General features: G+C 61.8%; 22 protein-coding genes. 5 read left to right on the forward strand and 17 right to left on the reverse strand.

Features of this window, described 5'->3' with window-relative positions; translation table 11 throughout:
* Positions 1 to 2: 2 nt before the first annotated feature.
* The 9 genes from cheD to GA0061101_RS23160 form a co-directional block, all read right to left on the reverse strand.
* Positions 3 to 557, reverse strand: a complete 555-nt coding sequence (gene cheD / locus GA0061101_RS23120; RefSeq protein ID WP_037203228.1) for a chemoreceptor glutamine deamidase CheD — start codon at positions 555 to 557, stop codon at positions 3 to 5.
* A complete protein-coding gene (locus tag GA0061101_RS23125; RefSeq protein WP_037203226.1) occupies positions 554 to 943 on the reverse strand; it encodes a response regulator in 390 nt (129 codons plus the stop codon). Before GA0061101_RS23125 ends, cheD begins: the two co-directional genes overlap by 4 nt.
* Positions 943 to 1,986, reverse strand: coding sequence for a protein-glutamate O-methylesterase CheB (cheB, locus tag GA0061101_RS23130; protein WP_037203225.1), 1,044 nt, complete (start codon positions 1,984 to 1,986; stop codon positions 943 to 945). The genes GA0061101_RS23125 and cheB overlap by 1 nt, the downstream gene beginning before the upstream one ends.
* Complete coding sequence (cheR, locus tag GA0061101_RS23135; protein ID WP_037203224.1) at positions 1,983 to 2,891, reverse strand: protein-glutamate O-methyltransferase CheR; 909 nt, start codon at positions 2,889 to 2,891, stop codon at positions 1,983 to 1,985. The genes cheB and cheR overlap by 4 nt, the downstream gene beginning before the upstream one ends.
* Positions 2,888 to 3,355 carry a chemotaxis protein CheW gene (locus tag GA0061101_RS23140; RefSeq protein ID WP_092575062.1) on the reverse strand — a complete coding sequence of 156 codons (468 nt, stop codon included), beginning with the start codon at positions 3,353 to 3,355 and terminating at the stop codon, positions 2,888 to 2,890. The genes cheR and GA0061101_RS23140 overlap by 4 nt, the downstream gene beginning before the upstream one ends.
* Before the next feature lie 4 nt (positions 3,356 to 3,359).
* On the reverse strand, positions 3,360 to 5,645 hold the full coding sequence (locus GA0061101_RS23145) for a chemotaxis protein CheA (RefSeq protein ID WP_092575064.1): 2,286 nt from the start codon (positions 5,643 to 5,645) through the stop codon (positions 3,360 to 3,362).
* A gap of 16 nt (positions 5,646 to 5,661) precedes the next feature.
* On the reverse strand, positions 5,662 to 6,027 hold the full coding sequence (cheY1, locus tag GA0061101_RS23150; protein ID WP_034488652.1) for a chemotaxis response regulator CheY1: 366 nt from the start codon (positions 6,025 to 6,027) through the stop codon (positions 5,662 to 5,664).
* Positions 6,024 to 6,320: an STAS domain-containing protein gene (locus GA0061101_RS23155; protein WP_037203221.1), complete on the reverse strand. Its 297-nt coding sequence runs from the start codon at positions 6,318 to 6,320 to the stop codon at positions 6,024 to 6,026. The genes cheY1 and GA0061101_RS23155 overlap by 4 nt, the downstream gene beginning before the upstream one ends.
* A gap of 63 nt (positions 6,321 to 6,383) precedes the next feature.
* On the reverse strand, positions 6,384 to 8,030 hold the full coding sequence (locus tag GA0061101_RS23160) for a globin-coupled sensor protein (RefSeq protein ID WP_092575065.1): 1,647 nt from the start codon (positions 8,028 to 8,030) through the stop codon (positions 6,384 to 6,386).
* Between the two features lie 721 nt (positions 8,031 to 8,751).
* On the opposite strand from GA0061101_RS23160, the gene GA0061101_RS23165 reads away from it, so the two are divergent.
* Positions 8,752 to 10,248, forward strand: a complete 1,497-nt coding sequence (locus GA0061101_RS23165; RefSeq protein ID WP_092575067.1) for an ArnT family glycosyltransferase — start codon at positions 8,752 to 8,754, stop codon at positions 10,246 to 10,248.
* Between the two features lie 97 nt (positions 10,249 to 10,345).
* On the opposite strand, the gene GA0061101_RS23170 is transcribed toward GA0061101_RS23165, so the two are convergent.
* Positions 10,346 to 10,591 carry a helix-turn-helix domain-containing protein gene (locus tag GA0061101_RS23170; RefSeq protein WP_376774215.1) on the reverse strand — a complete coding sequence of 82 codons (246 nt, stop codon included), beginning with the start codon at positions 10,589 to 10,591 and terminating at the stop codon, positions 10,346 to 10,348.
* Between the two features lie 102 nt (positions 10,592 to 10,693).
* Between GA0061101_RS23170 and GA0061101_RS23175 the strand changes: the two genes are divergently transcribed.
* The 3 genes from GA0061101_RS23175 to secD all read left to right on the forward strand — a co-directional run bounded on the left by GA0061101_RS23175 (position 10,694) and on the right by secD (position 15,641).
* Entirely contained in the window at positions 10,694 to 12,553 is a 1,860-nt protein-coding gene (locus tag GA0061101_RS23175) for a cation:proton antiporter domain-containing protein (RefSeq protein ID WP_037203213.1), read from the forward strand.
* Between the two features lie 15 nt (positions 12,554 to 12,568).
* Positions 12,569 to 12,988, forward strand: coding sequence for a hypothetical protein (locus GA0061101_RS23180; protein ID WP_037203211.1), 420 nt, complete (start codon positions 12,569 to 12,571; stop codon positions 12,986 to 12,988).
* A 94-nt stretch (positions 12,989 to 13,082) separates the two neighbouring features.
* Complete coding sequence (secD, locus tag GA0061101_RS23185) at positions 13,083 to 15,641, forward strand: protein translocase subunit SecD (RefSeq protein WP_037203210.1); 2,559 nt, start codon at positions 13,083 to 13,085, stop codon at positions 15,639 to 15,641.
* Between the two features lie 714 nt (positions 15,642 to 16,355).
* Here secD and GA0061101_RS23200 read toward each other — a convergent pair.
* Positions 16,356 to 17,228, reverse strand: a complete 873-nt coding sequence (locus GA0061101_RS23200; RefSeq protein ID WP_037203208.1) for an SMP-30/gluconolactonase/LRE family protein — start codon at positions 17,226 to 17,228, stop codon at positions 16,356 to 16,358.
* Between the two features lie 275 nt (positions 17,229 to 17,503).
* Here GA0061101_RS23200 and GA0061101_RS23205 point away from each other — a divergent pair, with 275 nt between their 5' ends.
* Positions 17,504 to 19,573 carry an ATP-dependent helicase gene (locus tag GA0061101_RS23205; RefSeq protein WP_037203207.1) on the forward strand — a complete coding sequence of 690 codons (2,070 nt, stop codon included), beginning with the start codon at positions 17,504 to 17,506 and terminating at the stop codon, positions 19,571 to 19,573.
* Positions 19,574 to 19,783: 210 nt separating this feature from the next.
* On the opposite strand, the gene mmsB is transcribed toward GA0061101_RS23205, so the two are convergent.
* From mmsB to GA0061101_RS23235, 6 genes are all read right to left on the reverse strand, one after another.
* Positions 19,784 to 20,665 (reverse strand): 3-hydroxyisobutyrate dehydrogenase, encoded by an 882-nt coding sequence (gene mmsB, locus GA0061101_RS23210; RefSeq protein WP_092575069.1) that lies wholly within the window; start codon positions 20,663 to 20,665, stop codon positions 19,784 to 19,786.
* Positions 20,666 to 20,685: 20 nt separating this feature from the next.
* A complete protein-coding gene (locus GA0061101_RS23215; protein ID WP_092575072.1) occupies positions 20,686 to 21,744 on the reverse strand; it encodes an enoyl-CoA hydratase/isomerase family protein in 1,059 nt (352 codons plus the stop codon).
* A gap of 137 nt (positions 21,745 to 21,881) precedes the next feature.
* Positions 21,882 to 23,477: a GMC family oxidoreductase gene (locus GA0061101_RS23220; RefSeq protein WP_092575075.1), complete on the reverse strand. Its 1,596-nt coding sequence runs from the start codon at positions 23,475 to 23,477 to the stop codon at positions 21,882 to 21,884.
* A 162-nt stretch (positions 23,478 to 23,639) separates the two neighbouring features.
* Positions 23,640 to 24,623 (reverse strand): branched-chain amino acid ABC transporter permease, encoded by a 984-nt coding sequence (locus GA0061101_RS23225; protein WP_037203203.1) that lies wholly within the window; start codon positions 24,621 to 24,623, stop codon positions 23,640 to 23,642.
* A 1-nt stretch (position 24,624) separates the two neighbouring features.
* Entirely contained in the window at positions 24,625 to 25,512 is an 888-nt protein-coding gene (locus GA0061101_RS23230) for a branched-chain amino acid ABC transporter permease (protein ID WP_092575077.1), read from the reverse strand.
* A 3-nt stretch (positions 25,513 to 25,515) separates the two neighbouring features.
* Complete coding sequence (locus GA0061101_RS23235; protein ID WP_092575079.1) at positions 25,516 to 26,217, reverse strand: ABC transporter ATP-binding protein; 702 nt, start codon at positions 26,215 to 26,217, stop codon at positions 25,516 to 25,518.
* Between the last annotated feature and the right edge of the window lie 2 nt (positions 26,218 to 26,219).

Here is a 26,219-nt window from a genome sequence, read left to right on the forward strand (position 1 = left end):
GATCAGAAAAACTCGATCGTGTTGTCGACCGGCTTGGGTGCAACAACCGGACGCTGCTCGAGCGCCACGGTCTTCTGCGTCTCTGCGCCGGTTAGCGGATATTGCCTGGCACGTCCGGAGATCGGCCAATATTCGATCTTGCGCCCATGCTCGCCGCCCGTGCTGGAGCCGACAACCGGGATACCTTCGTCTTTCAGAAACTGCATGGCGAAAGCCGCATTCTGCTCGCCGACATTGGAAAAGGTCGCGATCGTCTTGGCGCCGCCGAAGACCTTAGCCTCCAGCCGATCACGCCGCGCGCCCTTTTTCAGGAGGCCGTTGATCAGAAGTTCCATCAGGTGCACGCCGTAACGCGTCGCATCGCCACCGCTCATCGGCGAAGTCGCCATTCCCGGGAGGAGGAAATGGTTCATGCCGCCGACGCCAGCGACCGGATCACGCAGGCAGGCCGCCACGCACGAGCCGAGGATGGTCGCCAGCACCACGTCCGGATCGCTGACAACCTTGTACTCACCCTGGATGATGTGCATGCGACGGACCGCACCCTCAGCAATCATTTCAGCGCTCCGAACACGGCCTCGATGGCCGCTTTCATTTTCTCCATGGTGAAAGGCTTGGCCAGAACGTTGTTGGCCCCGAGTTGTGCCGCCTTCTGAACCAAAGCGCGGTCGCCTTGCGCCGTCAGGATGATGAAGGCCGCCTTCTTGGTCGCCGGATTGTTGCGGACGGCCTGAAGAAGGCCGAGCCCATCCATCTTGGGCATGTTGAAATCGGAGATGACCAGATGATGCGGCTGCTGCTGCATGATCTTCATCCCCTGTTCGCCGTCACCGGCAGCCGTGATCTGCTTGAACCCGAGCTGCGTCAGCGCGTCACTCAACAAGAGGCGGCTGGTGACCTGATCGTCGACGATCAGAACTTTGATTTTCTCCGCTAGAGACATTATTCGCTCCCTTCCTTTCGGGCGGCTGTTATTTTCAAAATTTCCTCGCCAATGGCGTTCAGCGGAAACTGTTGTTCGACGGCACCAAGCTCGTAGGCGACCCTCGGCATCCCGTAGACCACGCAGGTCTTTTCATTCTGGCCGATGGTGCGCGCGCCGGCATGACGCATCTTGAGAAGACCGGAGGCGCCGTCGCGCCCCATGCCGGTCAGGATCACGCCGACGGCATTGCGGCCCGCCAGTTCGGCGACGGAATCAAAGAGCACGTCGACGGAAGGGCGATGGCCATTCACCGGCCCACCGTCTGCCAGACGGCAATGGGGTGCCGAAGCGTTGGCGACCCGCAGGTGCCTTTCGCCGCCGGGCGCCAGATAGATCTTGCCTATTTCAAGCCGTGCCCCGTCGGTCGCCTCCTCCACGACAGGCGCACAGAGGCGGTTCAGCCGCTCGGCAAAGCTGCGCGTGAAGCTCGGAGGCATATGCTGGGTGATGACGGTCGGCGGGCAGTTGGCCGGAAATTTCTGCAGCACGTTGATCAATGCCTCGACGCCGCCGGTGGACGAGCCGATGGCGACGATCTTGCGGCCGACGCGGAAATCGGCAACGGCCGGCGGCGGCGTACGGCTGGCGGCGGGCTTGACATATTGCCGCTGCGAGCGGGCGGCGGCCTTCACCTTCTCCGCCAGGTCGCCGAAGGGGTGCGGCTCGCCCGGGGAGGGCTTTCCGACACAATCGAACGCACCGATTTCCAGCGCGGCGAGCGTCGCATCCGCCCCGCGATGTGTCATTGTGGATACCATGATGACCGGCATGGGCCGCAGCGTCATGATCTTTTCGAGAAAATCGAGGCCGTTCATGTTCGGCATCTCGATATCGAGCGTGACGACATCCGGATTGAGCGCCTTGATCGCAGCGCGTGCTTCAAGAGCATCGCCGGCCTGACCGATGACGTCGACCTCCGGATCGGAGCGCAGTACAGCGGTGATCAGGCCACGCATGGTCGGGGAATCGTCGACCACGAGAACACGGGCAGCGGCGCTCATGACTTTCTCCCCGCGTTTTTACCGAGATAGCGGTAGGTCGTAATGCCGACATTGTCGAAGAGATGTTTCGCCTCGCCGGCAACCCGCTCGGAATGGCCGATATAGAGGTGGCCGCCCTCCTGCAGCTGTCCGGCAAAGCGCGACCAGATCTTCACCTGTGTCGGTTCGTCGAAATAGATGACGACGTTGCGGCAGAAGATGACGTCGAAGGCACCCTTGAGGGGCCACTGCGCCATCAGGTTCAGCTCGTTGTAGGTGATCAGCCGCTTGACGCGATCGTCGATCTGGAACTTGCGTCGCCCCTGAACATCAACATCCTGGAACCATTGCTTGCGCATGGCAGGCGAGATCGTCTCGAGGGCTGCTTCGTCATAGGCGCCTGCGCGGGCCAGACTGAGGATCTTGGGGTCGATATCCGTCGCCAGAATCTTGAAATCGAAGTCCGCGGCATTCGGCATGAGCGCCAGAACCGTCAATGCTATCGAATAGGGCTCCTGCCCGTCGGAACAGGCAGCCGACCAGATCCGCACACGGCCTCCGGCCTTGGCGCGGGCGAGGAGACCAGGCAGAACCTCATCGCGAAGATGATCGAAATGATGATTTTCCCGGAAGAAACGGGTGAAATTGGTCGTCAGATGCGACAGCATCTCGCGCCGTGCAGCGCTTCCCGCCGGAGAGGAAACCAGCAGGCAATAGTCTCTGAAGCCCCGCAGGCCCAGCGCACGAATATGCTTCGACAGCCGTGAATAGACCAGCGACGCCTTGCTTTCGTTGAGGGAAATGCCCGCATCCGCATAGATCATGGCGGCGATCTCGGCGAGATCGCGCCGGGTCAGCGGATATTCGCCGCTGGCCAGGACCTCGTCTGGCGATGCCTTGAGATCTATTGCTCCCATCACGCTCATGCAGCTTCGCTTTCGTTTTCAGGAAACAGGGCTTCCAGTTCGATCAGGCAGATCATGCGGCGCTCGATTGCGACGATGCCGCGCGCGAACTGCCGCTCATGGTCCGAGGAGACTTCCGGTGTCGGTTGGATATTGTCGGTCGTGATCGTCAGTATGTCGGACACGGCGTCGACCAGAAGGCCGACGACCTTTCGCTTGACCTGCGCCACGATGATGACATGCCGCGCAGTCAGTTCCGCACGCTTCATGCCGAGCCGGGCCGAGAGATCGACGATCGGCAGCACCGCGCCACGCAGGTTGATGACGCCAAGCATGTAGGCAGGTGCATGCGGCATCGCTGTAGCCGGTGTCCAGCCGCGAATTTCGCGAACCGACATGATGGCGATGCAAAATTCCTGGTCGCCGATCCGGAAGGCGATCAGCTCGCGGTCTTCCCGGGTCAGGTTCTTGACGGCATAGGACATAGACTTACCCCACCGCTGCGTAAGACATCTCGGCCTTCAGCGACTGGCCACGCGAAGCGCCGACCACCGCATCGACATCGAGGATCAAGGCGACGCGGCCATCGCCGAGGATGGTCGCGGCCGCAATGCCGGGCACATGCGTATAATTGGCTTCAAGGCTCTTGATGACGACCTGACGCTGACCCTGAATGGCATCGACCATGAGCGCACGCTGACCGCCGCCTTCCGATTCGACCAGCAGTGCGACACCCTCGACCGGATTGGCCTGTGTGGCGCGGAAATTCAGGATGCGCCCGACATCGACCAACGGGCAGAAGCTGTTGCGGATCGAGATCAGGCGATGGTTCGCGCCGAAGGAATGGATGGCGGCGGCCTCCGGCTGCAGCGTCTCGACGATCGCGGTCAGCGGCACGACCAGGGTCTGGCCGGCAACCGTCACCACCATGCCGTCGAGGACGGCAAGCGTCAGCGGCAGGCTCATGGTGAAGACCGAGCCCTGCCCCGGCTTGGAGGTGATGTTGATGCGGCCGCCGAGCGCCTGGATCGAGCGCTTGACCACGTCCATGCCGACACCACGTCCCGAGATGTCGGAAATTTTGTCGGCGGTCGAAAAGCCTGGCAGGAAGATCAGGTTGTCGATCTCCTCGTCGGAAAGATTGGCGTCGGCCGCGATCAGATCATTGTCGATGGCCTTCTGGCGCACCTTTTCGCGGTTGATGCCGGCGCCGTCGTCGGCAAGCTCGATCAGGATGCGGCCCGAACGGTGCTTTGCCGTCAGGCGGACGGTGCCTTCCGGGTTCTTGCCGAGCGTCTCGCGCTTTTCAGGGGTTTCGATGCCGTGGTCGACGGCATTGCGGATCATGTGGGTCAGCGGTTCGGCGAGCTTGTCGATGACTGTCTTGTCGACCTCGGTGTTCTCGCCCTCGGTGATCAGACGGATCGACTTGCCCGTCATGTCGGCGATTTCGCGCACGATACGCGACATGCGCTGGAACACCGGCTTCACCGGCTGGGCGCGGATCGCCATGACGCTGTCCTGGATCTCGCGGGTGAGCTGCTGCAGCTCTTCGAGGCCCATGTTGATCGAGGACGTGCCATTGTTGTCGTTTTCGATGACGCTCTGGGACAGCATGGCCTGGTTGATGACGAGCTCACCCACCAGGTTGATCAGTCGATCGACGCGGTCGAGGTCGACGCGAATGGTCTGTCCCGCAGCGGCGGCAGCGCTGTTCTGCGCGGCGGCGGCGTTGGCAGCGGCGGCAGCGGCCAGGGCCGCTTCCTTCTTTTCGACGCGAGCGGCGACAGCGGCAAGCTGGGTAACGTTGCTGGCGGTTTCAGCCGCCGCAACGGCCGCGGCCGCATCGCTCTTCGGCAGCGGTGCTTCCTCGATCGGCTCGGCTTCCGGCTCGGTGCTCTCCTCATCGAGGATGGAAAGATCGAAGGGCACCGGCACCATCGGCAATTCTTCGTTACCGGAAGGCCCGGCGGCATCTTCGACCTGCCGGACATCAAGGTCGCAATCCCATTCGGCAAATTCGAAGACGGTGCGAATGGCATCCTCGCCCTTGTCCGTCTTGATCGAGATCGTCCACTTGAAATAGGCCGCTTCCGGATCGAGTTCGGGAAGACCCGGCAACTCATCTACGTCGCAATAGATGCTCATCTCGCCCAAGCGCGCGAGATCGCGCAGCAGCAGCGTGGCATCGTTGCCCTTGGCGTAGAGATCGGAGCGCGGGCGGAAGCTCACTTCGTATTCCGGTACGGCGCCAGCGGCCTCGTCGGCACCGAAGTCATCATCGAAGCTGAAGGGGATCGGCTGGAAGCCGCTGTCATCCGTCGGCGCGGGCGCGGGTGTGGCGGCCTTCGGAGCCGCCTCGGCGACAACAGCGGCGGATGGTGCCGGCAGGACACCGTGCGCCAGCGCCTCCAGCTCCTTGACCAGGCCCCGGCTGCGCGCCTGATCGACACTGCCGCCGTCGCGGGCGGCATTGGTCAGGTCGGCCAGAACGTCGGCGGCCTTGAGCATGACCTTCAAGACATCCTGAGTCGGCTCCAGCTTGTTGGATCGAACGCAATCGAGCGTGGTCTCGAAGACGTGGGCGAATGCGACCAGATCGTCCAGACCGAAGGCCCCCGCCCCACCCTTGATGGAATGAACAGCTCGGAATACGGCATTGACGGTTTCCGGGTCGCGGTCGCCATCATTCATTTTCAGGAGACCGGATTCCAGTTCGGCGAGTTGCTCTTCGCACTCCTGGAAGAAAATCTCTTTGATTTCGTTCATATCCATGAGGGGTGAATCCTGTTTAAGCGGTTACACGCTCGATGGCATCGATCAGCTTGGCGGGATCGAACGGCTTGACGATCCAGCCGGTCGCACCGGCCTGGCGGGCACGGTTCTTCTTTTCAGCATCGCTCTCGGTCGTCAGCACGAGGATCGGAACGGCGCGGTATTTGTCGTTGCGGCGCACGCCCTCGATGAAGCCGAACCCGTCGAGGCGCGGCATGTTGATGTCGGTGACGATGACGTCCGGGTTGGCTTCTTCCAGAATCTCCAGGCCCTCGACACCGTCTTCGGCCTGAATGGTCTCGAAGCCCGCATTGTTGAGGGTGACGAGAAGCATGTTTCGAATGGTCCGTGAGTCATCCACGGTCAGAACTTTTTTCTTCATTGCCGGATCTCCTTGGCAAGCAGATGGGAGATATCCACCCCGATCACCTGCATCGTTTTCTGAAATGCGTCCGACACCTTGGAGAAAGTGAAGGACAGCTTGTCTTCATTCCACGTCTTGGCAGCGGCCATGATGACCTGAACGCACAGGGCCCCGATCCTCTCGACGCCGGACGCATCAATCACGACATTGCTGCCGCGCAACCCCATCAACTTGCCGCGAAGTGCCGCGGCCTCGTTGAGGTCCAGCACCGCGGCCAGACTGACTGCCTTTTCGCTTTTCCTACTCCGCATCGCTTCATTCCTTAGTTGTCTGAAATCGGGCCTGACGGCCCGCATGCGCATAAAACAGAGACATCAATAGGCATTCCGCTCGCCTCCCAGGCCGATCCTGCGAAGCGGAAAATCGAATTCGGACACATCGTCCTCATCCCGCCGGGCAACGAACTCGTCGCGACCGGGAAGCTGGCGCTGGCGCGCGGCCGCCACCTGCACCGGCGCGGCAGCATGGCGCCGTTCGCGTTCGATGCGGAATTCACGGATCGTCCGGCCAAGCTCGACGACGACGGTCTGCAAATGATCGGCACCTTCGTGCGCGCGGCTTGCAAGGCTTTCCCCCGCAGCGGCGCGTTGGCTGAAGCCCCCGATATCGGTCGTGACCGAATGCAGGCCGACGGCCTGCTCATCGCTGGCCGTCGCGATCCCGGAGATGACGTCATTGATGTCGGTCACCTGGCGAACGATGCTGCCGATCGCGTCCTGCGTACGGCCGACCATCTGCACGCCGGCATCCACCTGTGCCTTGGTGCCGGTCACCAGAACCTTTATCTCGCGGGCGGCATCGGCGGAACGCTGCGCCAGGGCGCGAACTTCCTGCGCGACAACGGCAAAACCGCGACCGCTGTCGCCGGCGCGGGCGGCTTCGATGCCGGCATTCAGGGCGAGCAGATTGGTTTGGAAGGCGATCTCGTCGATGACACCGATGATCTGACCGATCTTTTCGGCCGAGGTCTCGATATCCGACATGGCCGATATGGCCTGGCCGACAATCCGGCCACTGTCTTCCGCAGCCACCCGGGTAGAAGCGGCGGCGCGTTCGGCCGAGCGCGTATTGGCCGCATTGCCACGCACCTGATCGGCCAGTTCAGCGAGCTGCCGCGCGGACGCTGCAAGCCCTTGCGACTGTTCTGCCGAAGCCTCGGCGAAGGATCTGGATGCGCGGGCGATGGCGTCCGTTGCGGTCTCCGCCGCCTGAACACCACCGGACAGAGCGGCAAATTGCTGCTGGATGTCGTCGAGAGCTGCGTTCAGGGCCTCGGCCACTTCCGCATAGGCTTTGGGACAATCCATGGGCAGGCGAACCGTCAGGTCGCGCACGGCAAGACCGTTGACGACTTCCGCAATGAGGTCGGCCGCCTCGGCGCGATCGGCAGCCCGCTGCTCGGCAAGCGCGCGCTGGTGGCCGACACGCAATTCATTGAACCGAAGCGACACCGCAATCTCGACATCCACCATGACGAGGCGAATGACGGCGGCGACGAGCTCGCTCAGTTCCCGGGCACGACGTTTGCTTCCCGGCAGGATGGCGCGGGCGCCCATCTCGTCGATGATGCCGGCAAGCATATGCTCCAGAACCACCCCGTGGCCCGCGACATGCCAGCGCGGATCGAGCCCCATCTTGCTTTCGCTGTCGGAGAGAACCTTGACACGCTCGGCATAGAGACTGTCGAAGCGCGCATCCGTCAGCACGTCCCAATGCGAGGTTTGCAGATCCTGAAGCCGTTGGAGCTGGCTTTCACTCGTAAAATTGCGGGCGGCGTCCGGAAAGCTTTGGAACCGATGGAAGAGATCGCGAAGGCCAGCCTTGAGATGAGCTTCGAGCATCGGTCGGTTGCGGCGCAAGGTTTCGCATTGTCCGGCGTCGAGGCCAGCAAAACGCAAGCGGTCGCGAAGGCTGCCAGCCTGCGCCCTACCTGCCTGATCTGACGGCGAATCCTGCGCCAAAATCGTCCTCGCAACTGCCGCGCGCCCAAGCGCTGGCGAAACCGCTGATGATCCGCGCCGGACGCTATGAGGAGGCGAGAAAGGGGCCCTTAGCCTTCGATCGTGTGATCTAGGCGCTGAAGCTCGCTCGTTCATCAAAGTCTTTTGCGGACCTGTCTGATGAGATGGATACCGGATCTACACGGTACGGCGGGGCGGCTTCATGCCTGGTGAGAACGAGTCACAATTTTCCCATTCCGACGTTCAAGCTCAATGTTTATGGTTAATTCCTTGCCCGAAGGTTAATGACATCACGCCGAGCGTCCTGTTTCGAATAGCCCTAATTTAGCGATGCGCTTCATGAACGTTCAGCCGACTGAAAAAAGCTGCCGATCGCAAGTCACGAGCAAGCTTCATGCCCTACTGCTGAAGGCATAGACACCTTCGATGTCGATACGGAGAGAGCAATGATTGTTCTTGGTTTGACCGCTTCGCTGATGGCCAGCCTGACGCTAGCGGCGTTCATGCTTCTATGCCGCATAGAACAGGCGCGCGGCAAGACCGCATCTCGCGTCCTTTAGGGAAGACCTACCCGGTATCTCGGACGCAAAAATCGGCCGCGGAGCCTTTTGGAGGCGGCGGCAACGGGCGTCTCGCCATCTTTCCCGGCCGTCGGGAGCTAGCATTGAGCTTGATAGTTCCGTATTAAGCCCCACGACCCGGCACCGAGATCCATCAGTCAATGCCCGATACGACCCATTCCCGAACAGACACCCAGAAACTTTCGCTGGGGCTCGGTCTTGCAATCATCTTCGGTGTCACGCTTTGGCGCGTGATCATGTTGCTGCTCAACAGGACGGACCTGTTCGTCGACGAGGCGCAATATTGGTTCTGGGGTCAGAACCTGGACTTCGGCTATTATTCCAAGCCGCCGATGATCGCCTGGGTCATCCGCTTCTTCAACACCATATCGGGATCGGATTCGACATTCTGGATCCGCGTATCGGCGCCGCTCTTTCATCTCGCCACCGCCCTGATGCTGATGCGCACGACACGGCGGCTGATCGACGGAGACGCCGGGCGCGATATCGAGCCCTGGGTCGGCGTGATCTTCATCACCCTGCCTGCCGCCTCGCTCTCGGCCGTGCTGGTATCGACAGACACGATCCAGATCCTGTTCGTGACAATTGCGATCTGGGCTTTTCTCGGCCTCACGAAGCGCTCCTCTGTTCTCGAGGCGCTGATCCTGGGTATCAGCCTCGGCATAGCCTTTCTGACCAAATATTCGGTACTCTTCCTGCTGCCGGGCGTCGGCATCGCCATGCTGACGCTGCGCTCCGCCCGCATCGCCTGGCGCGACGTCGCAATCGCTGCCATTGCGGGCGCCATCGTCGTTGCGCCCAATCTGTGGTGGAACGTCACCCATGGAGCGGCGACCGTGCGCCATACGCAAACCATCGCCCATTGGGGCACGGGCGGCGGCAACGGCGGGCTGCTGAAACATGTGTTGAGCGCACTCGGTTTCGTCGGGGCGCAGTTCGGCGTGGTCGGGCCGGTCGTCTTCTATGCCATGCTGTGGGCCGGGTGGCGGCTGATCCGGGGCCAGAGCGACGACCGGGAAAAGCTGCTGTTCTGGTTTTCCGTTCCGGTGGTGGCCCTGATCACCCTGCAGGCCCTTTTCGCCAAGGCCTATGCCAATTGGGCTGTTACCGCCTATGTCGCCGGCATCATCCTCGCCGTCTGGCTGCTCTATCGGCTGACGAAAAAGGGATTGGTGACCTCATTGATCATCGGTGGCGTCGTTGCCTTCGTCATCCCGATCCTGACTGTCTTCGCCTATGACATCAAGCTGCCCAACGGCGATCTGGTCATGAAGCGCTATATCGGCCGCAGCGCCATCAGCCTGGAAATCGCCGACATCGCAACAATGGCGAAGACACCGGATATCGTCGGCGAAGACCGCGATATTCTCGCCGATCTCTTCTATACGCTGAAGGGCAAGCCGTTCCACATCTATGCGCGCAACTTCGGCGGCTTCCCGAAAAGCTATTACGAGCAGAATTTCTCTCTTCCAGCGACCGTGACCGGCAGCGTGCTCTATGTCTCCGACGATCCGTTCGACTGTGTCGGGGGCCAAGCGGAGCTGATCAAGAGCTGGTCGCCCGATCTCGGTGACATGAAGGGAAAGACGCTCTACGCCTATCGCGTCCCGGCGAGCTGCCTGTCGCCCAAATCCTAGAGCGGTTACGCGTTTCACGGAATCGCCCGACCGCTCTATGCTATTGTTTTTACGCAATTCCGGACGGAAAACCGCTACGCACTTTCCTGGAATTGCTCTAATCGCGAATGACAGGCACGCGCGGGCAAAGCCCCCAGCCGAGACCCGGCATCTCCGTGAAAACGACGCCGCCTTCCTCGAAGGCGAGGCGCAGTTGTGCCTCGGTCGCCCGGTGGATTTCGTGATGGCCGCCTTCATAGTCGCGTATCGTGCTTCGCGATACGCCAGCCTTCTCCGCTATGTCCGATTGAGTCCAATCGAGCAGGCCACGTGCCGCGCGACACAGCGCCGGGGTCAGAATCATTGGTTTCATGCCTTGATTCACGATCAAAAACCAACCATATTGGTCAACATAAACCAAATTATAGCATAATCGCACAGGATTTCCAGCATCGAGGAGACGGCAATGCCACATGACACGCCCTTGATTTCGACCATCGTCATAGGCCTTGTCCTGGCATTCATCCTCGGCGCCATCGCCAACCGGTTCAAACTGCCGCCGCTGGTGGGATATCTCATCGCCGGCGTGCTGGCCGGCCCGCATACGCCGGGCTTCGTTGCCGACCAGAACCTCGCGCCGGAACTGGCGGAAATCGGCGTCATCCTTCTGATGTTCGGCGTCGGCCTGCATTTCTCGCTGAAGGATCTCCTGTCGGTGCGCGGCATCGCCGTTCCCGGCGCAATCGTCCAGATAGGCTTTGCCACCCTGCTCGGCTGGGGCCTCGGCACACTGATGGGATGGCCACTCGGCGGCAGCCTGGTGTTCGGCCTTGCGCTTTCGGTCGCTTCGACGGTTGTGCTTCTGAAAGCCCTGCAGGAGCGGCGGCTGGTCGAGACCGAGCGGGGCAAGATCGCAGTCGGCTGGCTGATCGTCGAAGACCTCGCGATGGTTCTGGCTCTCGTGCTCATTCCGGCCGCGGCCAGCATTTCCGGTAACGGCCACGGCAGCGTCGAACCGCTGTCAGCCGGCTTGAGCCGGCTGCTCGGCCTCGATCTCGGCATCACCGGCATCATCGGGGTGACGCTGCTCAAGGTCGCGGCTTTCGTCGGCCTCATGCTGGTTGTCGGGCGCCGGGTCATTCCCTGGATCCTCCACCGCATCGCTCACACCGGTTCGCGCGAACTTTTCCGCCTCGGCGTCCTCGCCATCGCGCTCGGTGTCGCCTTTGGCGCGGCAAAGCTCTTCGGCGTCTCGCTCGCGCTCGGCGCCTTCTTCGCCGGCATGATCCTTTCGGAAAGCGAGCTCAGCCACAGGGCAGCACAGGAAAGCCTGCCGCTGCGCGATGCCTTCGCCGTGCTCTTCTTCGTTTCCGTCGGCATGCTGTTCGACCCCAATATCCTGATCGATAATCCGCTGCCGTTGCTTGCGACCGTATTCATCATCGTCATCGGCAAATCGGTCGCCTCGTTCGTTATCGTGCTCGCCTTCCGCAAGCCGATGAGTACGGCATTGATCATCTCCGCCAGTCTGGCGCAGATCGGCGAATTCTCCTTTATCCTCGCTGCCCTCGGCGTCGAACTCGGTCTGCTGCCGAGCGAAGGGCGCGACCTCATTCTCGGCGGCGCGATCATCTCGATCATCCTGAACCCTCTTGCCTTCATCGCCTGCGACTGGCTGCGCAAGATGCTGGACGCCAGGCGGCAGGGCGGCGAGACACCCGAAAGCGGAGAGCAGGCGGCTGTGCAGGCCGATAAGGCGGCGACCGTCGAGCCATCGCCCATTCCTGCCGAACAGCCAGCTGCCGCCGAAGTCGATGAAGAGTTGCGCAGGGTCACCATGACCGGTCACGCCGTGCTGATAGGCTATGGCCGGGTCGGCAGCATCGTCGGCGAGAATCTGAAATCGTCTGCTACGCCCTTCGTCGTCATCGAGGATTCCGAAAAGCGGATCGGCGAGCTCAAGCAGGCAGGGATCGAAGCGATCTACGGCAATGCCGCCTCGGCGCTGGTGCTGGGATATGCCAATATCGCCGCAGCCCGCAGCCTGGTCATCGCCATTCCCAACGCATTCGAAGCCTGCAGCATCGCCGAGCAGGCTCGGGCGATCAACCCTCCGCTGCTGATCGTCGCACGGGCGCATTCCGATATCGAGATCGACGTGCTGAAGCAATACGGCGCCGATACCGTCATCATGGGAGAGCGAGAAATCGCGCTTGGCATGGTTGACCGGCTCGCGCAAGTGCATCATGACAGGCCGCACTATGAAGACGCGGAGCGTCCTGATATCATGACCGAACCGCCGGAGCCCGCGCCGGCAAAGGAATGAAGGCATCTTTTACCGTTGAACCCGCTCGAATTCGGCGCCGCCGACAGCGAAGATAAGGACAACAGGACGCACCGCGCCGGAGCGCGCGTGATCGCCTCGCTGTTCCTCGCCTTCTTCGCTTATCTCGGGCTGGCGCTTGGCGGCGGCATCAACCTTGCCGCTCGCTCGGATGCAGATGCGCTTTCTTCCGGTAAGGACAATCAACCCCTTTACCTTTCGCTGCGGGACCCGGTTCGCGGCATGGTGGTCGCCGATCGCACGGCTCTGCCGAAAGCCACCTGGCATGATATTGGGCCCGCGACGCTCGCGACCGCTCCATCGTTCCGACTTCTCATCGATCTCTGGCAGCCGCGCGATCGCAATGACGTCACGCAGCCTGAAATCCTGGCATTTCGCGCCTATCTCGCGCGCGCCCCGCCGGTCGGCCTCATCTGACCGGTTAACGCGCCCTTTGGCGCATTCCCCGACATGACCTACGTCCGCCAGCGGCACCACCGCTGGCATCAGCGTATTTCCAAGGATAATACCCATGCGCACTTCACCATGGCTGGTGGCACTCTACTCGGTGATCATCGTGCTTGGCATTCTCGTTGCCTTGCCGAACGTACTTCCGCAGTCGGCTCTCAGCAAAATCCCAAACTGGCTGCCGCATAGCCAGGTACCGCTCGGCCTCGACCTTCGCGGCGGCTCCTATCTCGTCCTCGAAGTCGACGAGAAGGACCTGACGAATGGCCGGCTGCAATCGCTGCAGCAGGATTCGCGCCGCGTTCTGCGCGACAAGAACATCCAGACCCGCTCGATCATCCGCAACGGCAACCAGGTCGTCGTAACACTCACCGATCCCACGCAAAGCGGCGATGCGGTGACGCAGTTGCAGACGCTTGCCAACACGGTCACCTCGGGCCTCTCCGCCGGCCAGTCAGACCTGACGATCGCCCCGAACGGCGGCACGATCACTATGTCCTTCTCGCAGGCCGGTATCGCCAGCAATGTCGATTCCGCCGTCCAGCAGAGCCTTGAAGTCATCCGCAAGCGCGTCGACCAAGTGGGCGTTGCCGAACCGACCATCCAGCGCGTCGGCCCGAACCGCGTTCTCGTGCAGCTTCCGGGCGCACAGGACCCGTCGCGCCTGCGCGAGCTGCTCGGCTCGACCGCGAAGATGTCCTTCCACCTGCTTGCCGACAATGCCGATCCGAACAATCCCGGTCCCGGCGTCACGATCCTCAAGGATGAGCAGGGCAACAGCTATCCGGTCCTCGACCGTATCGAACTGTCCGGCGACCGCCTGACGGACGCCCGCGTGAGCTTCGATCCGAACACGCATGAGCCGCTCGTCACCTTCCGTTTCGACAGCGCCGGTGCCAACCGCTTTGCCGAAATCACCCGCGAAAATGTCGGCAAGCCTTTCGCCATCGTCCTCGACAACAAGGTGCTGAGTGCACCGAATATTCGTGAGCCGATCACCGGAGGTTCGGGCCAGATCTCCGGCAACTTCACCGCCGACAGCGCTACCACGCTCGCAGCCCTGCTGCGCGCCGGCGCGCTCCCGGCCAAATTGACCGTCATCGAAGAACGCACCGTCGGCGCTGACCTCGGCGCCGATGCGATCCAGAAGGGCATCTATAGCGGCCTGGTAGGCTTCGTCTTGGTTGCCGCCTTCATCTTCGTGCTTTATGGCGCCTGGGGCATTCTCGCGAATTTTGCACTGCTCGTTCACACGATCCTGACCTTCTCGGCCCTGACGCTGGTCGGCGCCACGCTGACGCTGCCCGGCATCGCCGGCATCGTCCTCGGTATCGGCCTTGCGGTTGATGCCAACGTTCTCATCAACGAGCGTATCCGCGAAGAAACCCGCAAGGGCCGCGGCGCCTTCGCCGCCATCGATAACGGCTTCAAGAAGGCTTATTCGACGATTATCGACGGCAATATGACGGCCCTGATCGCGGCCGCCATCCTGTTCTACTTTGGCTCCGGCCCGGTTCGCGGCTTTGCCGTGACCATGGGGCTCGGCCTCATTATCTCGATGTTCACCTCCGTCGCCTTCGTGCGCGTCGTGATGATCGCCATCACCCGTCGCCGCAAGCTGAAGGTGCTCAACATCAGGCCGCTGATCCCCTTCAGCCCCTATGACAGGCACATTCACTTCATGAAGGCCCGCTTCTTTGGCGTCACCGTCTCGGCGATCCTGTCGATCGCCTCGGTGGTGCTATTCATCCATCCAGGCCTCAACTACGGCGTCGATTTCCGCGGCGGCATCCAGATGTCGGTCAAGACCAAGGACGCGGCCGACTTGTCGACGTTCCGCCAGGGGCTGAACACACTCGGCCTCGGCGAAATCTCACTGCAGTCTTTCGGCGACAACAACAGCATCCTTGTCCGCGCCCAGCGCCAGGACGGCGGCGAAGAGGCACAGACAGCAGCGGTGACCAAGCTCAAGGCGGAAATCACCAAGATCGACCCAGCCGCGACCATTGAAGGCACCGATGTCATCGGTCCGAAGGTCTCGGGCGAGCTTGCCTGGGCCGGCATCCTGTCGGTCGTGATCGCCAGCCTGGCGATGCTCGTCTACATCTGGGTGCGGTTCGAATGGCCGTTCGCAGTCGGCGCAATCGTCACGCTGGTGCTCGACGTCACCAAGGCGATCGGCTTCTTCGCGATCACCGGCCTCGATTTCAACCTGACGGCCATCGCCGCGATCCTGACGCTTGTGGGATATTCGGTGAACGACAAGGTCGTGGTCTATGACCGCATGCGTGAAAACATGCGGCTCTACAAGTCGATGCCGCTGCGCGAGATCATCGACAAGTCGATCAACGAGACCCTGGCGCGAAGCCTCTATACCAACGCCACCGCCTTCCTGGCGCTGGTGCCGATGGCGATCTGGGGCGGCAGCGCCGTCTCCAGCTTCGCGATCCCGATGGTGTTCGGCATACTTGTCGCTGGCGCCTCGTCGATCTTCATCGCAGCACCCATCCTGCTCTTCCTCGGCGACTGGCGCCGCCGTCACGCCAAGACAGTTGCCAACGACGAGAAGCCGGCGGACGGCAAGTCCGGCAAGGATAATAAGCAGATCCCCGCCGCGGAATAAGCGGCAGCGCGATTGGAACAGGACATGCCCGGCCTCCGGGCATGTCCACCGGCGTCCACACTGGACACCGGGGCGTTCTTTCCGTCCGGAATTGCGCAAAGCAAAAACATAGAGCGGTTAAGCGATTCAGTGAAACGCCTAGCCGCTCTAAGTCTTTTCCGGAGAAGTCCGGTCGATCACGGACATGATTTCGCGGACACGAGAGCCGCTTCAGCAATCATATCGACAGTGGATATGGAAGCGCTCTCGCCGGCTCCGGCGGGCCGATGGGGCGTGGTACCCTGCCGCGGTGACAGGTAATTCTGCAGGAGGCCACCATAGACGACAGCAACCCTGCCGATTTCCGATTTGGCGGAGGCATGTGCCAAAGCTTTGGGCGAGGCGTGCATGAAGCCGTTCAAAGCACCAAGGCTACTCGCCGATTTGGCTTTTGACGTCGAAGCATCGCTCGCCGATGCGTCCTGAGCGGAATTGTCGGCGTTTTTGCTATTTGCATGGCCACTGCCACTGCCATTGCCATTGCCGTTGCCAGCGCCATTGCCATTGTTGGCGAGAGCAGGAGAAGCGACAAGAACTGCGCCAAGCAGGATTGCGGAGACGGATCACGCGAGGAAATTTGTGTGATGTGTGATAAGCACGTGGTTCTCCCAACCAGACCCCTGCAACTTTCCTTTCATCGCTTCATGACTACGGATATGGCGGGAGATCGAGTCTCTAGATGGACGGCATATGCAATGGCAGCCCGGGTCGCGGCGCCGTTATCTTTTCCACAGCACCATTGTCCTGCTCGCTGACGAGCAAATGCTTGCCGTCGACAGTAAAGGCAATCTTGCCGGGCCGCGCGCCGTTCGTGCGGATATGGCCCGCCATCCTGCCCTCGGTATCGACAAGCGAAATTTCGCCCAATCCGTACATGGCGCAATAGAGCACGCCGCTGCGATCGAAAGCGATGCCGGCCGGCCCGCGCAACGCGTTGACGGTGGGCGATGTCATCGACTGCGCGAACATCTCCTGCCGCCCGCCGACGATCTGCCGATGAATTTTTCCGGTCAGGGTCTCGCTGTAATAGAGCAGCCCGTCGGCGCTGAAGGCGATGCCATTGGCAAGGAGCAAGCCCGCGGCTAGGACCCTGATGACGCGGCCTTCGGCGGGATCGATCTGATAGACGCAGCCATTGTAGGCCGCCTTGAAGAAATCCGGATGAATATGGCCGCCTTCGAGCAGATCGGCGGTGCGGATGCCCGAATCGGTCATGTAGAGCAAGCCGTCAGGCCCGAAAGCGAGATCGTTCGGATGGAGAAACGAGCCGTCCGCGCCACCTTCGATCACCTGCAGCACCCGGCCCTGCGGCGAGAGCCTGACGAGGGAATGCTCTGGGCCGTCGGTTATCCAGAAGCAGCCATCGCCGTCGATCGCAATCCCGGTCGGACGACCACCGATCCGACAAACTTCCCGATGCGCACCGCTAGTGTCGAAAAGCTTCAGACCGCGGCGGGTATGATCCATCTCAACGAGCGCGATGCGCCCATCCGGCAAAGCCACCAGTCCGCCCGGCAGATGCAGCCCAGTGGCGATCGTTTCGTTCATATTCTGAAACCTTCACTCAACGCACTGCTGAAACCCAAAACTCAAGATGAGCGTCATAATGATACATAAGCATGAGGATAGTCCTTTTCGAGCCATGCCTGACCAAATCCGGGTAGGATTCTTGCGCAAAAGATCACATCCCCAGCGAATCCCACAAATCTTGACAGGTTTAGGCAATTCGGAACATCCATAGAACGTCCGGATCATTTCGCCGATTCGATTCGTCGCGGATTTGCGCCTGGCGCGCCCTTCATCCGAGGCATTCAGGAGAGTTCATGAGCGCGGCCTATCTGGAAAAGCTGAACCCGGAGCAGCGACTGGCGGTGGAGCACGGCACAACGGCCGGCGACGGCCATGTCGCAGGGCCACTGCTTGTCATCGCCGGGGCCGGATCCGGCAAGACCAATACGCTTGCTCATCGTGTCGCGCATCTGATCGTCAAGGGCGCCGACCCGCGCCGGATCCTGCTGATGACCTTCTCGCGCCGTGCCGCCGCCGAAATGGGCCGCCGTGTCGAGCGAATCTGCCGCGAGGTGATCGGTGCCAATGCGGGTATTACAGCCGATGCGCTCGCCTGGAGCGGCACGTTTCACGGCATCGGCGCACGTCTTCTGAGAGATTATGCCGAGCAGATCGGGCTCGATCCGGCCTTCACGATCCACGACCGGGAAGACAGCGCCGACCTCATGAACCTCGCGCGCCACGACCTCGGCTTTTCCAAGCTCGAAAGCCGCTTTCCGACCAAGGCGACATGCCTTGCCATCTATTCACGCTCCGTCAATTCGGAAGCACCGCTCGCAGAGATGCTGCGCGACTTCTTCCCATGGTGCGCGACCTGGGAACAACAATTGCGCGATCTCTTCGCCGCCTATGTCGAGGCGAAACAGGCGCAGAATGTGCTCGATTACGACGATCTGCTGCTCTACTGGGCGCATATGCTTCAAGAGCCGCTGATCGCCGAGGATATCGGCGGTCGTTTCGACCATGTGCTCGTCGACGAATACCAGGATACCAACCGGCTGCAATCGTCGATCCTGCTGGCGCTGAAACCGGATGGCCGCGGCCTGACCGTTGTCGGCGACGATGCGCAATCGATCTATTCCTTCCGCGCGGCGACGGTGCGCAACATCCTCGACTTCCCGAAAGCCTTCACGCCCGCTGCCGATATCGTGACGCTCGACCGCAATTACCGCTCGACGCAGCCAATCCTCGCCGCCGCCAATGCTGTCATCGATCTTGCTTCCGAGCGCTTCACCAAGAATCTGCGCACGGAACGGCAGAGCGTCGAGCGACCGCGACTGGTGACGGTGCGCGACGAAAGCGATCAGGCGCGTTATGTCGCCGACGAAGTGCTGGAAAATCGCGAGGGCGGCACCAGGCTCAAACAGCAGGCGGTGCTGTTCCGCACCTCAAGTCATAGCGGGCCGCTGGAAGTGGAGCTTACCCGCCGCAATATCCCCTTCGTCAAATTCGGCGGGCTGAAGTTTCTCGACAGCGCCCATGTGAAGGACATGCTGGCCGCGCTGCGTTTCGCCCAGAACCCACGTGACCGGGTGGCGGGTTTCAGGCTGATGCAGCTTCTGCCCGGCGTCGGCCCCTCCACGGCGCAGCGCGTGCTCGACCAAATCGGCGAACATGCCAATCCGATCGCCGCCCTCGCCGAGCTTCCGACGCCGCCGCGCACGGGCGATGACTGGACCGTCTTCGTGGACACAATGCGAGACGTGAAGAGCGGCAAGGCCGGCTGGCCGGCGGAAATCGGGTTGGTGCGGCAATGGTACGAACCGCATCTGGAGCGGGCGCACGAGGATGCTGCGACGCGCCAGGCGGATCTCGTCCAGCTTGAGCAGATTGCCGCCGGCTATGGTTCGCGCGAGCGTTTTCTGACCGAACTGACGCTCGATCCGCCGGATGCCACCAGCGACCAGGCCGGCGTGCCGCTGCTCGACGAAGACTATCTGATCCTGTCGACCATCCATTCCGCCAAGGGGCAGGAGTGGACGAAGGTGTTCATCCTCAATGCCGTCGACGGCTGCATCCCCGCCGATCTCGCCGTCGGATCATCCGCAGAGATCGAGGAGGAGCGGCGCCTGCTCTATGTCGCGATGACGCGGGCCAAGGACAATCTCGATCTCGTCACGCCGCAACGGTTCTTCATTCACGGCCAGCATGCGCAGGGCGACAAGCATGTCTTTGCCTCGCGCACGCGCTTCATCCCGGCGACATTGCTGCAATTCTTCGAAGTCTGCGGCTGGCCTCAGGCGCGGGCGGAAAGCCCCGCCGCCATTCGAGCCCGGCAGGTGCGCGTCGATGTCGGCGCGCGCATGCGCGGCATGTGGCGGTGAGTTCAAGCTCATTCTTTGAGGCTGTTGCTCGGCAAAGAGCCCCTCGCCCTCGCCCGGCTCGCTGGGAGAGGGAACTATAGCGTAAAACAGCCTGCTCTCAGTCCGGTTGAAGTAGCATGGGGCATAATCCCCCTCTCCCCGCGAGCGGGGAGAGGGCCGGGGTGAGGGGCAATCCGGGCTTTCAACTCACTGGACTGTTACCGATTATACTCAACCAGCTTCCCGAAACATCTCGATGATCGCGGAAAAATCACGCCCTCCATTGCCGAGCTTTTCAAACAGCGCGTAGAGCTGCGCCGCTTCCGCGCCTAGCGGCGTCGATGCACCGCTCGACAGCGCCGCCTCCTGCGACAGGCGCAGGTCCTTCAGCATCAAGGCTGCCGAGAACCCGGGCTTATAGTCGTTATTGGCCGGCGATGTCGGCACGGGGCCTGGCACCGGGCAATAGGTGTTGATCGACCAGCATTGGCCGGAGGAGGTCGAGGCGACATCGAACAGGGCCTGATGCGAAAGGCCGAGCTTTTCGCCGAGCACGAAGGCCTCGCAGACGCCGATCATGGAAATGCCGAGGATCATATTGTTGCAGATTTTCGCCGCCTGTCCGGCGCCGGCATCGCCGCAATGGACGATCTTGCGGCCCATCACCTCCAGCAATGGCTTGGCGGCCGCAAAACTTTCCGGGGAGCCACCCGCCATGAAGGTCAGCGTTCCCGCCGAGGCGCCACCCGTGCCGCCCGAGACCGGCGCGTCAAGCGAGAGGCAGCCAACCTCACCCGCCATGACGTGAGCCTTGCGGGCACTATCGACATCGATGGTGGAACTGTCGATCAGCAGGGTACCCTTCGGCACGGAGCGAAGGATATCGGTCCAGACCGTAAGGACATGCTGACCTTTCGGCAGCATAGTCACCACCACCTCAGCCTCCGCCAAGGCTTCGGTCAGCACGTTCGCGGGTTTGACTCCCGTTGCCTCGGCGGCCTTGAGCATGTCATGCGAGAGATCGTAACCGATGACGGCGTGGCCGGCCTTGACCAGATTGGCGGCCATCGGGCCTCCCATATTGCCGAGGCCGATGAATGCGATCCGTGTCATGATTTTCCTCCCATGATCCGTTATGCTGCGAAAAGCGGCGGCTGCGCCGGTACGAAGAAGCGGTCGATATCGCTAGACCTCACCTCGGCAAGACTGGCCGGCGACCATTTCGGGTTGCGGTCCTTGTCGATGACGGCGGCACGGACGCCTTCGTAGAAATCATGATTATACAATATGCCCAGGCAGGCGCCGAGTTCACGATTGAGGCACTCGGCGAGATCTCCGCTCGTACGCCCGGCGCGCAGCAGCCGCAGCGTCAGCTTCAGGCTGGTCGGCGAGCGGCCGGCAATCACGCCGGCGCTTTCGGCGGCGAATTCCCCCGATTCTTTGGCCAGCACCTGTAGAATCTCCTCGACCGTATCCCCTGCAAAGGCGCGATCGATCACGTCACGATTTGCCGCAAGGCGGCTCTCGCCTGCATCCGTTGCCATGGTCTTGATCAGGGCATGCACATCGGCGGCGGAAGCCGAGGCAGGCAGCGCCGCGATCGCATCTATCAATACAGGAAGCGCCGAGGAGGCAACACAATGATCGGCGAATCCTGCGTGCAGTGCGTCGGCGGCGTCGACGGGAAGGCCAGTCAGGCCCAGCCAGGTGCCGGCTTCGCCCGGCGCGCGCGGCAAGAGCCAGGTGGCGCCGACATCGGGGAAATACCCGATGCCTGTTTCAGGCATGGCAAGGCGCGTGCGTTCGGTAACGATGCGATGGCTGCCATGCGCCGAAAGGCCGACGCCGCCGCCCATGGTGATGCCGTCCATAAGCACGACATAGGGTTTGGGATAGCGTGAAATGGCATGGTTGAGCCGGAATTCCTCGCGCCAAAAGGTTTCCGCGCCGTCCGAACCCTCCTTGCCGCTCTGGTGCAGCAGGCGGATATCGCCGCCCGCGCAGAAGCCACGCTCGCCCTCGCCCTTGACGATGACGGCGGCGATGGCGTGATCGATGGCGAACTCCTCAAGGGCCGAGGTTATCGTCCGCACCATAGGAAGCGTCAGGCTGTTCAGCGCCTTCGGCCGGTTGAGCCGGATGATGCCAGCCGATCCGCGTCGCTCGATGATCACTTCGTCCGTGCTATCCATGCAAATCTCCTGTCCTTGCCGCCAGAACCGTTCGCATTTCACGGAACTGCCGGACCGTTCCGGTTCTTTGTCTTATCGCAACTCCGGACGGAAAACCGCTGCGCACTTTTCCTGGACTTGCTCTCATCAGCAGGCGTTCAGCGGTTGTCGGCAAGGATCATCTCAGCCGCCTTTTCGGCGATCATGATCGTCGGCGAGTTGGTGTTGCCCGATGTGATCGACGGCATGATCGACGCATCCGCGATGCGCAGCCCTGCAAGGGCGCGCAGCCGCAGACGGGGATCTACGACGCTTTGCGGATCGCTACCCATGCGGCATGTGCCGACGGGATGGAAAATCGTCGTGCCGATGTCGCCGGCGGCGCGCTCGAGATCAGCATCGGTCTGATAGGACGGGCCGGGCTTGAACTCCTCCGGACTGAATCTCGCGAAGGAAGGCTGCGCCACGATCCGCCGCGTCAGGCGGATGGAGCGCACGGCGATCTCGCGGTCGCGCGATGCGGAGAGATAATTCGGGCTGATTGCCGGCTGCATGGCAAAGTCGGGGCTGCGGACATGCACCGAGCCGCGGCTTTCCGGCCTCAGGTTGCAGACGCTGGCGGTGATCGCCGGAAAAGGATGGACGGGATCGCCGAACTTGTCGAGCGAGACCGGCTGCACGTGATATTGCAGATCCGGCGTTTCCTTGTCCGGCCCGGAGCGGGTGAAGATGCCGAGCTGACTCGGCGCCATCGCCATCGGCCCGGAGCGGCGGATGAGATATTCGAGGCCGATCGCCGCCTTGCCCATGAGCTTCGTCGCCTTCTCGTTCAAGGTGGGAACGCCGGTCACCTTGTAAGCCATGCGAAGCTGCAAGTGATCCTGCAGGTTTTCGCCGACGGACTTGACCTCGCGGACGACCTCGATGCCGGCCTTGCTCAACACATCGCCCTGCCCGATGCCTGACAGTTCGAGGATCTGCGGCGAGCCGATGGAGCCGGCCGACAGCACCGTCTCCTTGCTTGCGTAGACGCGCTTCGCCACGCCATCGTGCTGGAACTGGACGCCGATCACGGCATCACCCTCGATGACGAGGCGCCGCACCTGGGCCTTGGTGTAGACCGTCAGATTGCCTCGCTTCATTGCCGGCCGCAGGAAGGCCTTCGCCGTATTCCAGCGGATACCGGAACGCTGGTTGACGTCGAAATAGCCGGAGCCCTCATTGTTGCCACGATTGAAATCGGCCGTTTCGGGGATGCCTGCCTCGCGGGCTGCCGCCTGGAAGGCGTCGAGCACGGCCCAGCGCACACGCGCCTTCTCCACCCGCCATTCGCCGCCGGCGCCGTGCATCTCGTCCTTGCCCCTGTAATGATCCTCGGACTTGGTGAAATAGGGCAGCACGTCTTCCCAGCCCCAGCCGGTGCAGCCGAGCTGCCGCCAGAGATCATAGTCGCGCGCCTGGCCGCGCATGTAGATCATGCCGTTGATGGAGGAGCAGCCGCCAAGCACCTTGCCGCGCGGATAGTTCAGCGAGCGACCGTTCAGCCCCGCCTCGGGCGTCGTGGTGAAGCACCAGTCGGTGCGGGGATTGTTAATGCAATAGAGATAGCCGACGGGAATATGGATCCAGTGATAGTTGTCATTGCCGCCCGCTTCCAGCAGCAGCACCCGATTGTTGGGATCGGCCGAGAGCCGGTTGGCAAGCAGGCAGCCGGCACTGCCGGCACCGATGATGATGTAGTCGAAGCGATCCATGTTCAAAACTCAGTCATTCGTTCTCCCGCGTGCGGGGAGAGGGTTAGGGTGAGGGGCATGAAGGTTCGGCAAATCCCGGCTTGCGGATCAATCTCGAAATAGCCCCTCATTCGCCCTTCGGGCACCTTCTCCCCGCGAACGGGGAGAAGGAAAGGCAACCAATCAACGCCGATATTCAAATCCCAGCTTCCGTCCCAGCCGCGACGCATAGAATTCGCCGATGACGCCACGCCGGAAGAGCAGGACACAGACCATGAAGACGATGCCGGTGATGATGGTGACGGGGAATTCCGACGTCGCGAGGTAGTTTTCCAGGGTCGCTACGAATCCCGCGCCGAAGAGCGGGCCGATCAGCGTGCCGATGCCGCCGAGCAGGGTCATCAGGATCACTTCGCCCGACATCTGCCATGCGACGTCGGTGAGCGTCGCGAACTGGAAGACCAGCGCCTTGACCGCTCCGGCGAGCCCCGCCAGCGCCGCCGACATGACGAAGGCGCCGAGCTTGTAATGCGCGACGGAATAGCCGAGCGAGATCGCCCGCTGCTCATTCTCGCGGATCGACTTCAGGATCATGCCGAAAGGCGAATTGATGAAGCGCCAGATGATCAGAACGCCGATCAGGAACACGGCGAGGACGAAATAATACATGTTGAAGGAATTGTTGAGATCGAGGATGCCGAAGAGATAGCCGCGCGGCACGGACTGAATGCCGTCCTCGCCATGGGTAAACGCAGCCTGCAGGCAGAAGAAATAGAACATGTAGGACAGCGCCAGCGTGATCATGGCGAAGTAGATGCCCTGCCGTCGGATCGCGACGAAGCCCATGACCAGGCCGAGCAGCGCCGCGCCGGCGACGCCGATCAGGATGCCGAGCTCCGGCGGCACGCCCCACTCCTTCACCGCATAGGCGGTGAAATAGGCGGCACCGCCGAAGAAGGTGGCATGACCGAAGGAGAGCAGGCCTGCATAGCCGAGCAGCAGGTTGAAGGCGCAGGCGAACAGTGCGAAGCAAAGCACCTTCATGACGAAGATCGGGTAGATGAAGAACGGCGCCCAGATCAGCCCGACGACGCCGATAACCAGCAGCAGTTTCTGCGCCGAAAACCTCTGGTGTCGCCTGGATCCCAATGTGGTCAGATCAACCATCTCACGCATCCCGACCGAAGAGGCCCGCGGGCCTGATGAGCAGCACGATCGCCATGATCACGAAGATGACGATATTCGACGCTTCCGGATAGAAGACCTTGGTCAGGCCCTCTGCAATTCCGAGCATATAACCTGTCACGATCGCGCCCATGATCGACCCCATGCCGCCGACGACGACCACGGCAAAGACGATGATGATCATGTTCGATCCCATCAGCGGCGAGACCTGATAGATCGGCGCCGCCAGCACGCCGGCAAAGGCGGCAAGTGCGACACCGAAACCATAAGTCAGCGTCAGGAGCACGGGCACATTGACGCCGAAGACCTGGACGAGCACGGAATTTTCCGTCGCCGCGCGCAGATAGGCGCCGAGCTTGGTCTTCTCGATCAGCAGCCAAGTGCCGATGCAGACGATGAGAGAGGCGATGATCACCCAGCCGCGATAGACGGGCAGGAACATGAAACCGATGTTCCTGGCACCCGCCAGTTCCGCCGGCACCGCATAAGGCTGGCCTGAGGAGCCGTAGAGATAGCGGAACGTGCCCTCGATGGTCAGCGCCATGCCGAAAGTGAAGAGCAGGCCGTAGAGCGGATCGATGTTGTAAAGCTGGCGCAGGCATAGCCGCTCGACGAGGGCACCGAACAGACCGACGATCAGCGGCGCCACGATCAAGGCCGGCCAATAGCCGATCCCGGCATAGGCGAGCAGCAGATAGGCTGTGAAGGCGCCGAGCATGTAAAGCGCGCCGTGAGCAAAATTGATCACCCGCAGCATGCCGAAGATGATCGCGAGCCCCAGGCTCAGCAGCGCATAAAAGGAGCCGTTGATGAGGCCGATCAGCAATTGTCCGAGAAGGGCCTGGGTGGGGATACCGAATATCGTCGTCATGGTTCAGACCCCCAGCGCTTTGTGCAGCATGTCCATGCGCTCGGGCAGTTCGCCGACCGGAAACTCCGAGACCATCTGGCCGTGATCCATCACATAGAAGCGGTCTGCAATGCGGCTGGCGAAACGGAAGTTCTGCTCGACCAGCAATATGGTCATCCCTCGCGCCTTGAGCTTCTGCAGGACCTCGCCGATGCGCTGGACGATGACGGGCGCAAGGCCTTCCGTGGGCTCGTCGAGCAGCAACATGCGAACGCCGGTGCGCAGGATGCGCGCCATGGCGAGCATCTGCTGCTCGCCGCCGGAAAGCTTGGTGCCGGCGCTGTTGCGGCGCTCGTGCAGATTGGGAAACAGTTCGAAAATCTCGTCGACCGTCATCCCGCCTGATGCCACGACCGGCGGTAACATCAGGTTTTCATAGACGCTGAGCGTCGAGAAGATGCCGCGTTCCTCCGGAACGAAACCGATGCCCTTGTGGGCGGTCTTGTGCAAAGGCACCTGCATCATGTCGGCGCCGGCAAAGGCGATCCTGCCCTTGCGCGCGCGGACGATGCCGACGATGGTGCGCAATGTCGTCGTCTTGCCGACGCCGTTGCGGCCAAGGATGGTGACGGTTTCGCCCTCGCCGACCCGCATGTCGACGCCATGCAGGATGTGGCTTTCGCCATACCAGGCATTCAGCCCCTGGACTTCGAGCAACGCCGCCATCC

This window comes from Martinezella lusitana (genome assembly GCF_900094565.1).
GTDB classification, from domain to species: Bacteria; Pseudomonadota; Alphaproteobacteria; order Rhizobiales; family Rhizobiaceae; genus Rhizobium; species Rhizobium lusitanum.

Bases quoted from the DNA above. Each gene is read 5' to 3' on its own strand.
- GA0061101_RS23155 (WP_037203221.1), bottom strand. From the start codon at position 6,320: ATGCGGAGTAGGAAAAGCGAAAAGGCAGTCAGTCTGGCCGCGGTGCTG.
- cheB (WP_037203225.1), bottom strand. From the start codon at position 1,986: ATGAGCGCCGCTGCCCGTGTTCTCGTGGTCGACGATTCCCCGACCATG.
- GA0061101_RS23145 (WP_092575064.1), bottom strand. From the start codon at position 5,645: ATGGATATGAACGAAATCAAAGAGATTTTCTTCCAGGAGTGCGAAGAG.
- cheY1 (WP_034488652.1), bottom strand. From the start codon at position 6,027: ATGAAGAAAAAAGTTCTGACCGTGGATGACTCACGGACCATTCGAAAC.
- GA0061101_RS23230 (WP_092575077.1), bottom strand. From the start codon at position 25,512: ATGACGACGATATTCGGTATCCCCACCCAGGCCCTTCTCGGACAATTG.
- GA0061101_RS23205 (WP_037203207.1), top strand. From the start codon at position 17,504: ATGAGCGCGGCCTATCTGGAAAAGCTGAACCCGGAGCAGCGACTGGCG.
- cheR (WP_037203224.1), bottom strand. From the start codon at position 2,891: ATGAGCGTGATGGGAGCAATAGATCTCAAGGCATCGCCAGACGAGGTC.
- mmsB (WP_092575069.1), bottom strand. From the start codon at position 20,665: ATGACACGGATCGCATTCATCGGCCTCGGCAATATGGGAGGCCCGATG.
- GA0061101_RS23220 (WP_092575075.1), bottom strand. From the start codon at position 23,477: ATGGATCGCTTCGACTACATCATCATCGGTGCCGGCAGTGCCGGCTGC.
- GA0061101_RS23175 (WP_037203213.1), top strand. From the start codon at position 10,694: ATGCCACATGACACGCCCTTGATTTCGACCATCGTCATAGGCCTTGTC.
- GA0061101_RS23165 (WP_092575067.1), top strand. From the start codon at position 8,752: ATGCCCGATACGACCCATTCCCGAACAGACACCCAGAAACTTTCGCTG.
- GA0061101_RS23235 (WP_092575079.1), bottom strand. From the start codon at position 26,217: ATGGCGGCGTTGCTCGAAGTCCAGGGGCTGAATGCCTGGTATGGCGAA.
- GA0061101_RS23225 (WP_037203203.1), bottom strand. From the start codon at position 24,623: ATGGTTGATCTGACCACATTGGGATCCAGGCGACACCAGAGGTTTTCG.
- GA0061101_RS23140 (WP_092575062.1), bottom strand. From the start codon at position 3,355: ATGTCCTATGCCGTCAAGAACCTGACCCGGGAAGACCGCGAGCTGATC.
- secD (WP_037203210.1), top strand. From the start codon at position 13,083: ATGCGCACTTCACCATGGCTGGTGGCACTCTACTCGGTGATCATCGTG.
- GA0061101_RS23200 (WP_037203208.1), bottom strand. From the start codon at position 17,228: ATGAACGAAACGATCGCCACTGGGCTGCATCTGCCGGGCGGACTGGTG.
- GA0061101_RS23215 (WP_092575072.1), bottom strand. From the start codon at position 21,744: ATGGATAGCACGGACGAAGTGATCATCGAGCGACGCGGATCGGCTGGC.
- GA0061101_RS23125 (WP_037203226.1), bottom strand. From the start codon at position 943: ATGTCTCTAGCGGAGAAAATCAAAGTTCTGATCGTCGACGATCAGGTC.
- GA0061101_RS23170 (WP_376774215.1), bottom strand. From the start codon at position 10,591: ATGATTCTGACCCCGGCGCTGTGTCGCGCGGCACGTGGCCTGCTCGAT.
- cheD (WP_037203228.1), bottom strand. From the start codon at position 557: ATGATTGCTGAGGGTGCGGTCCGTCGCATGCACATCATCCAGGGTGAG.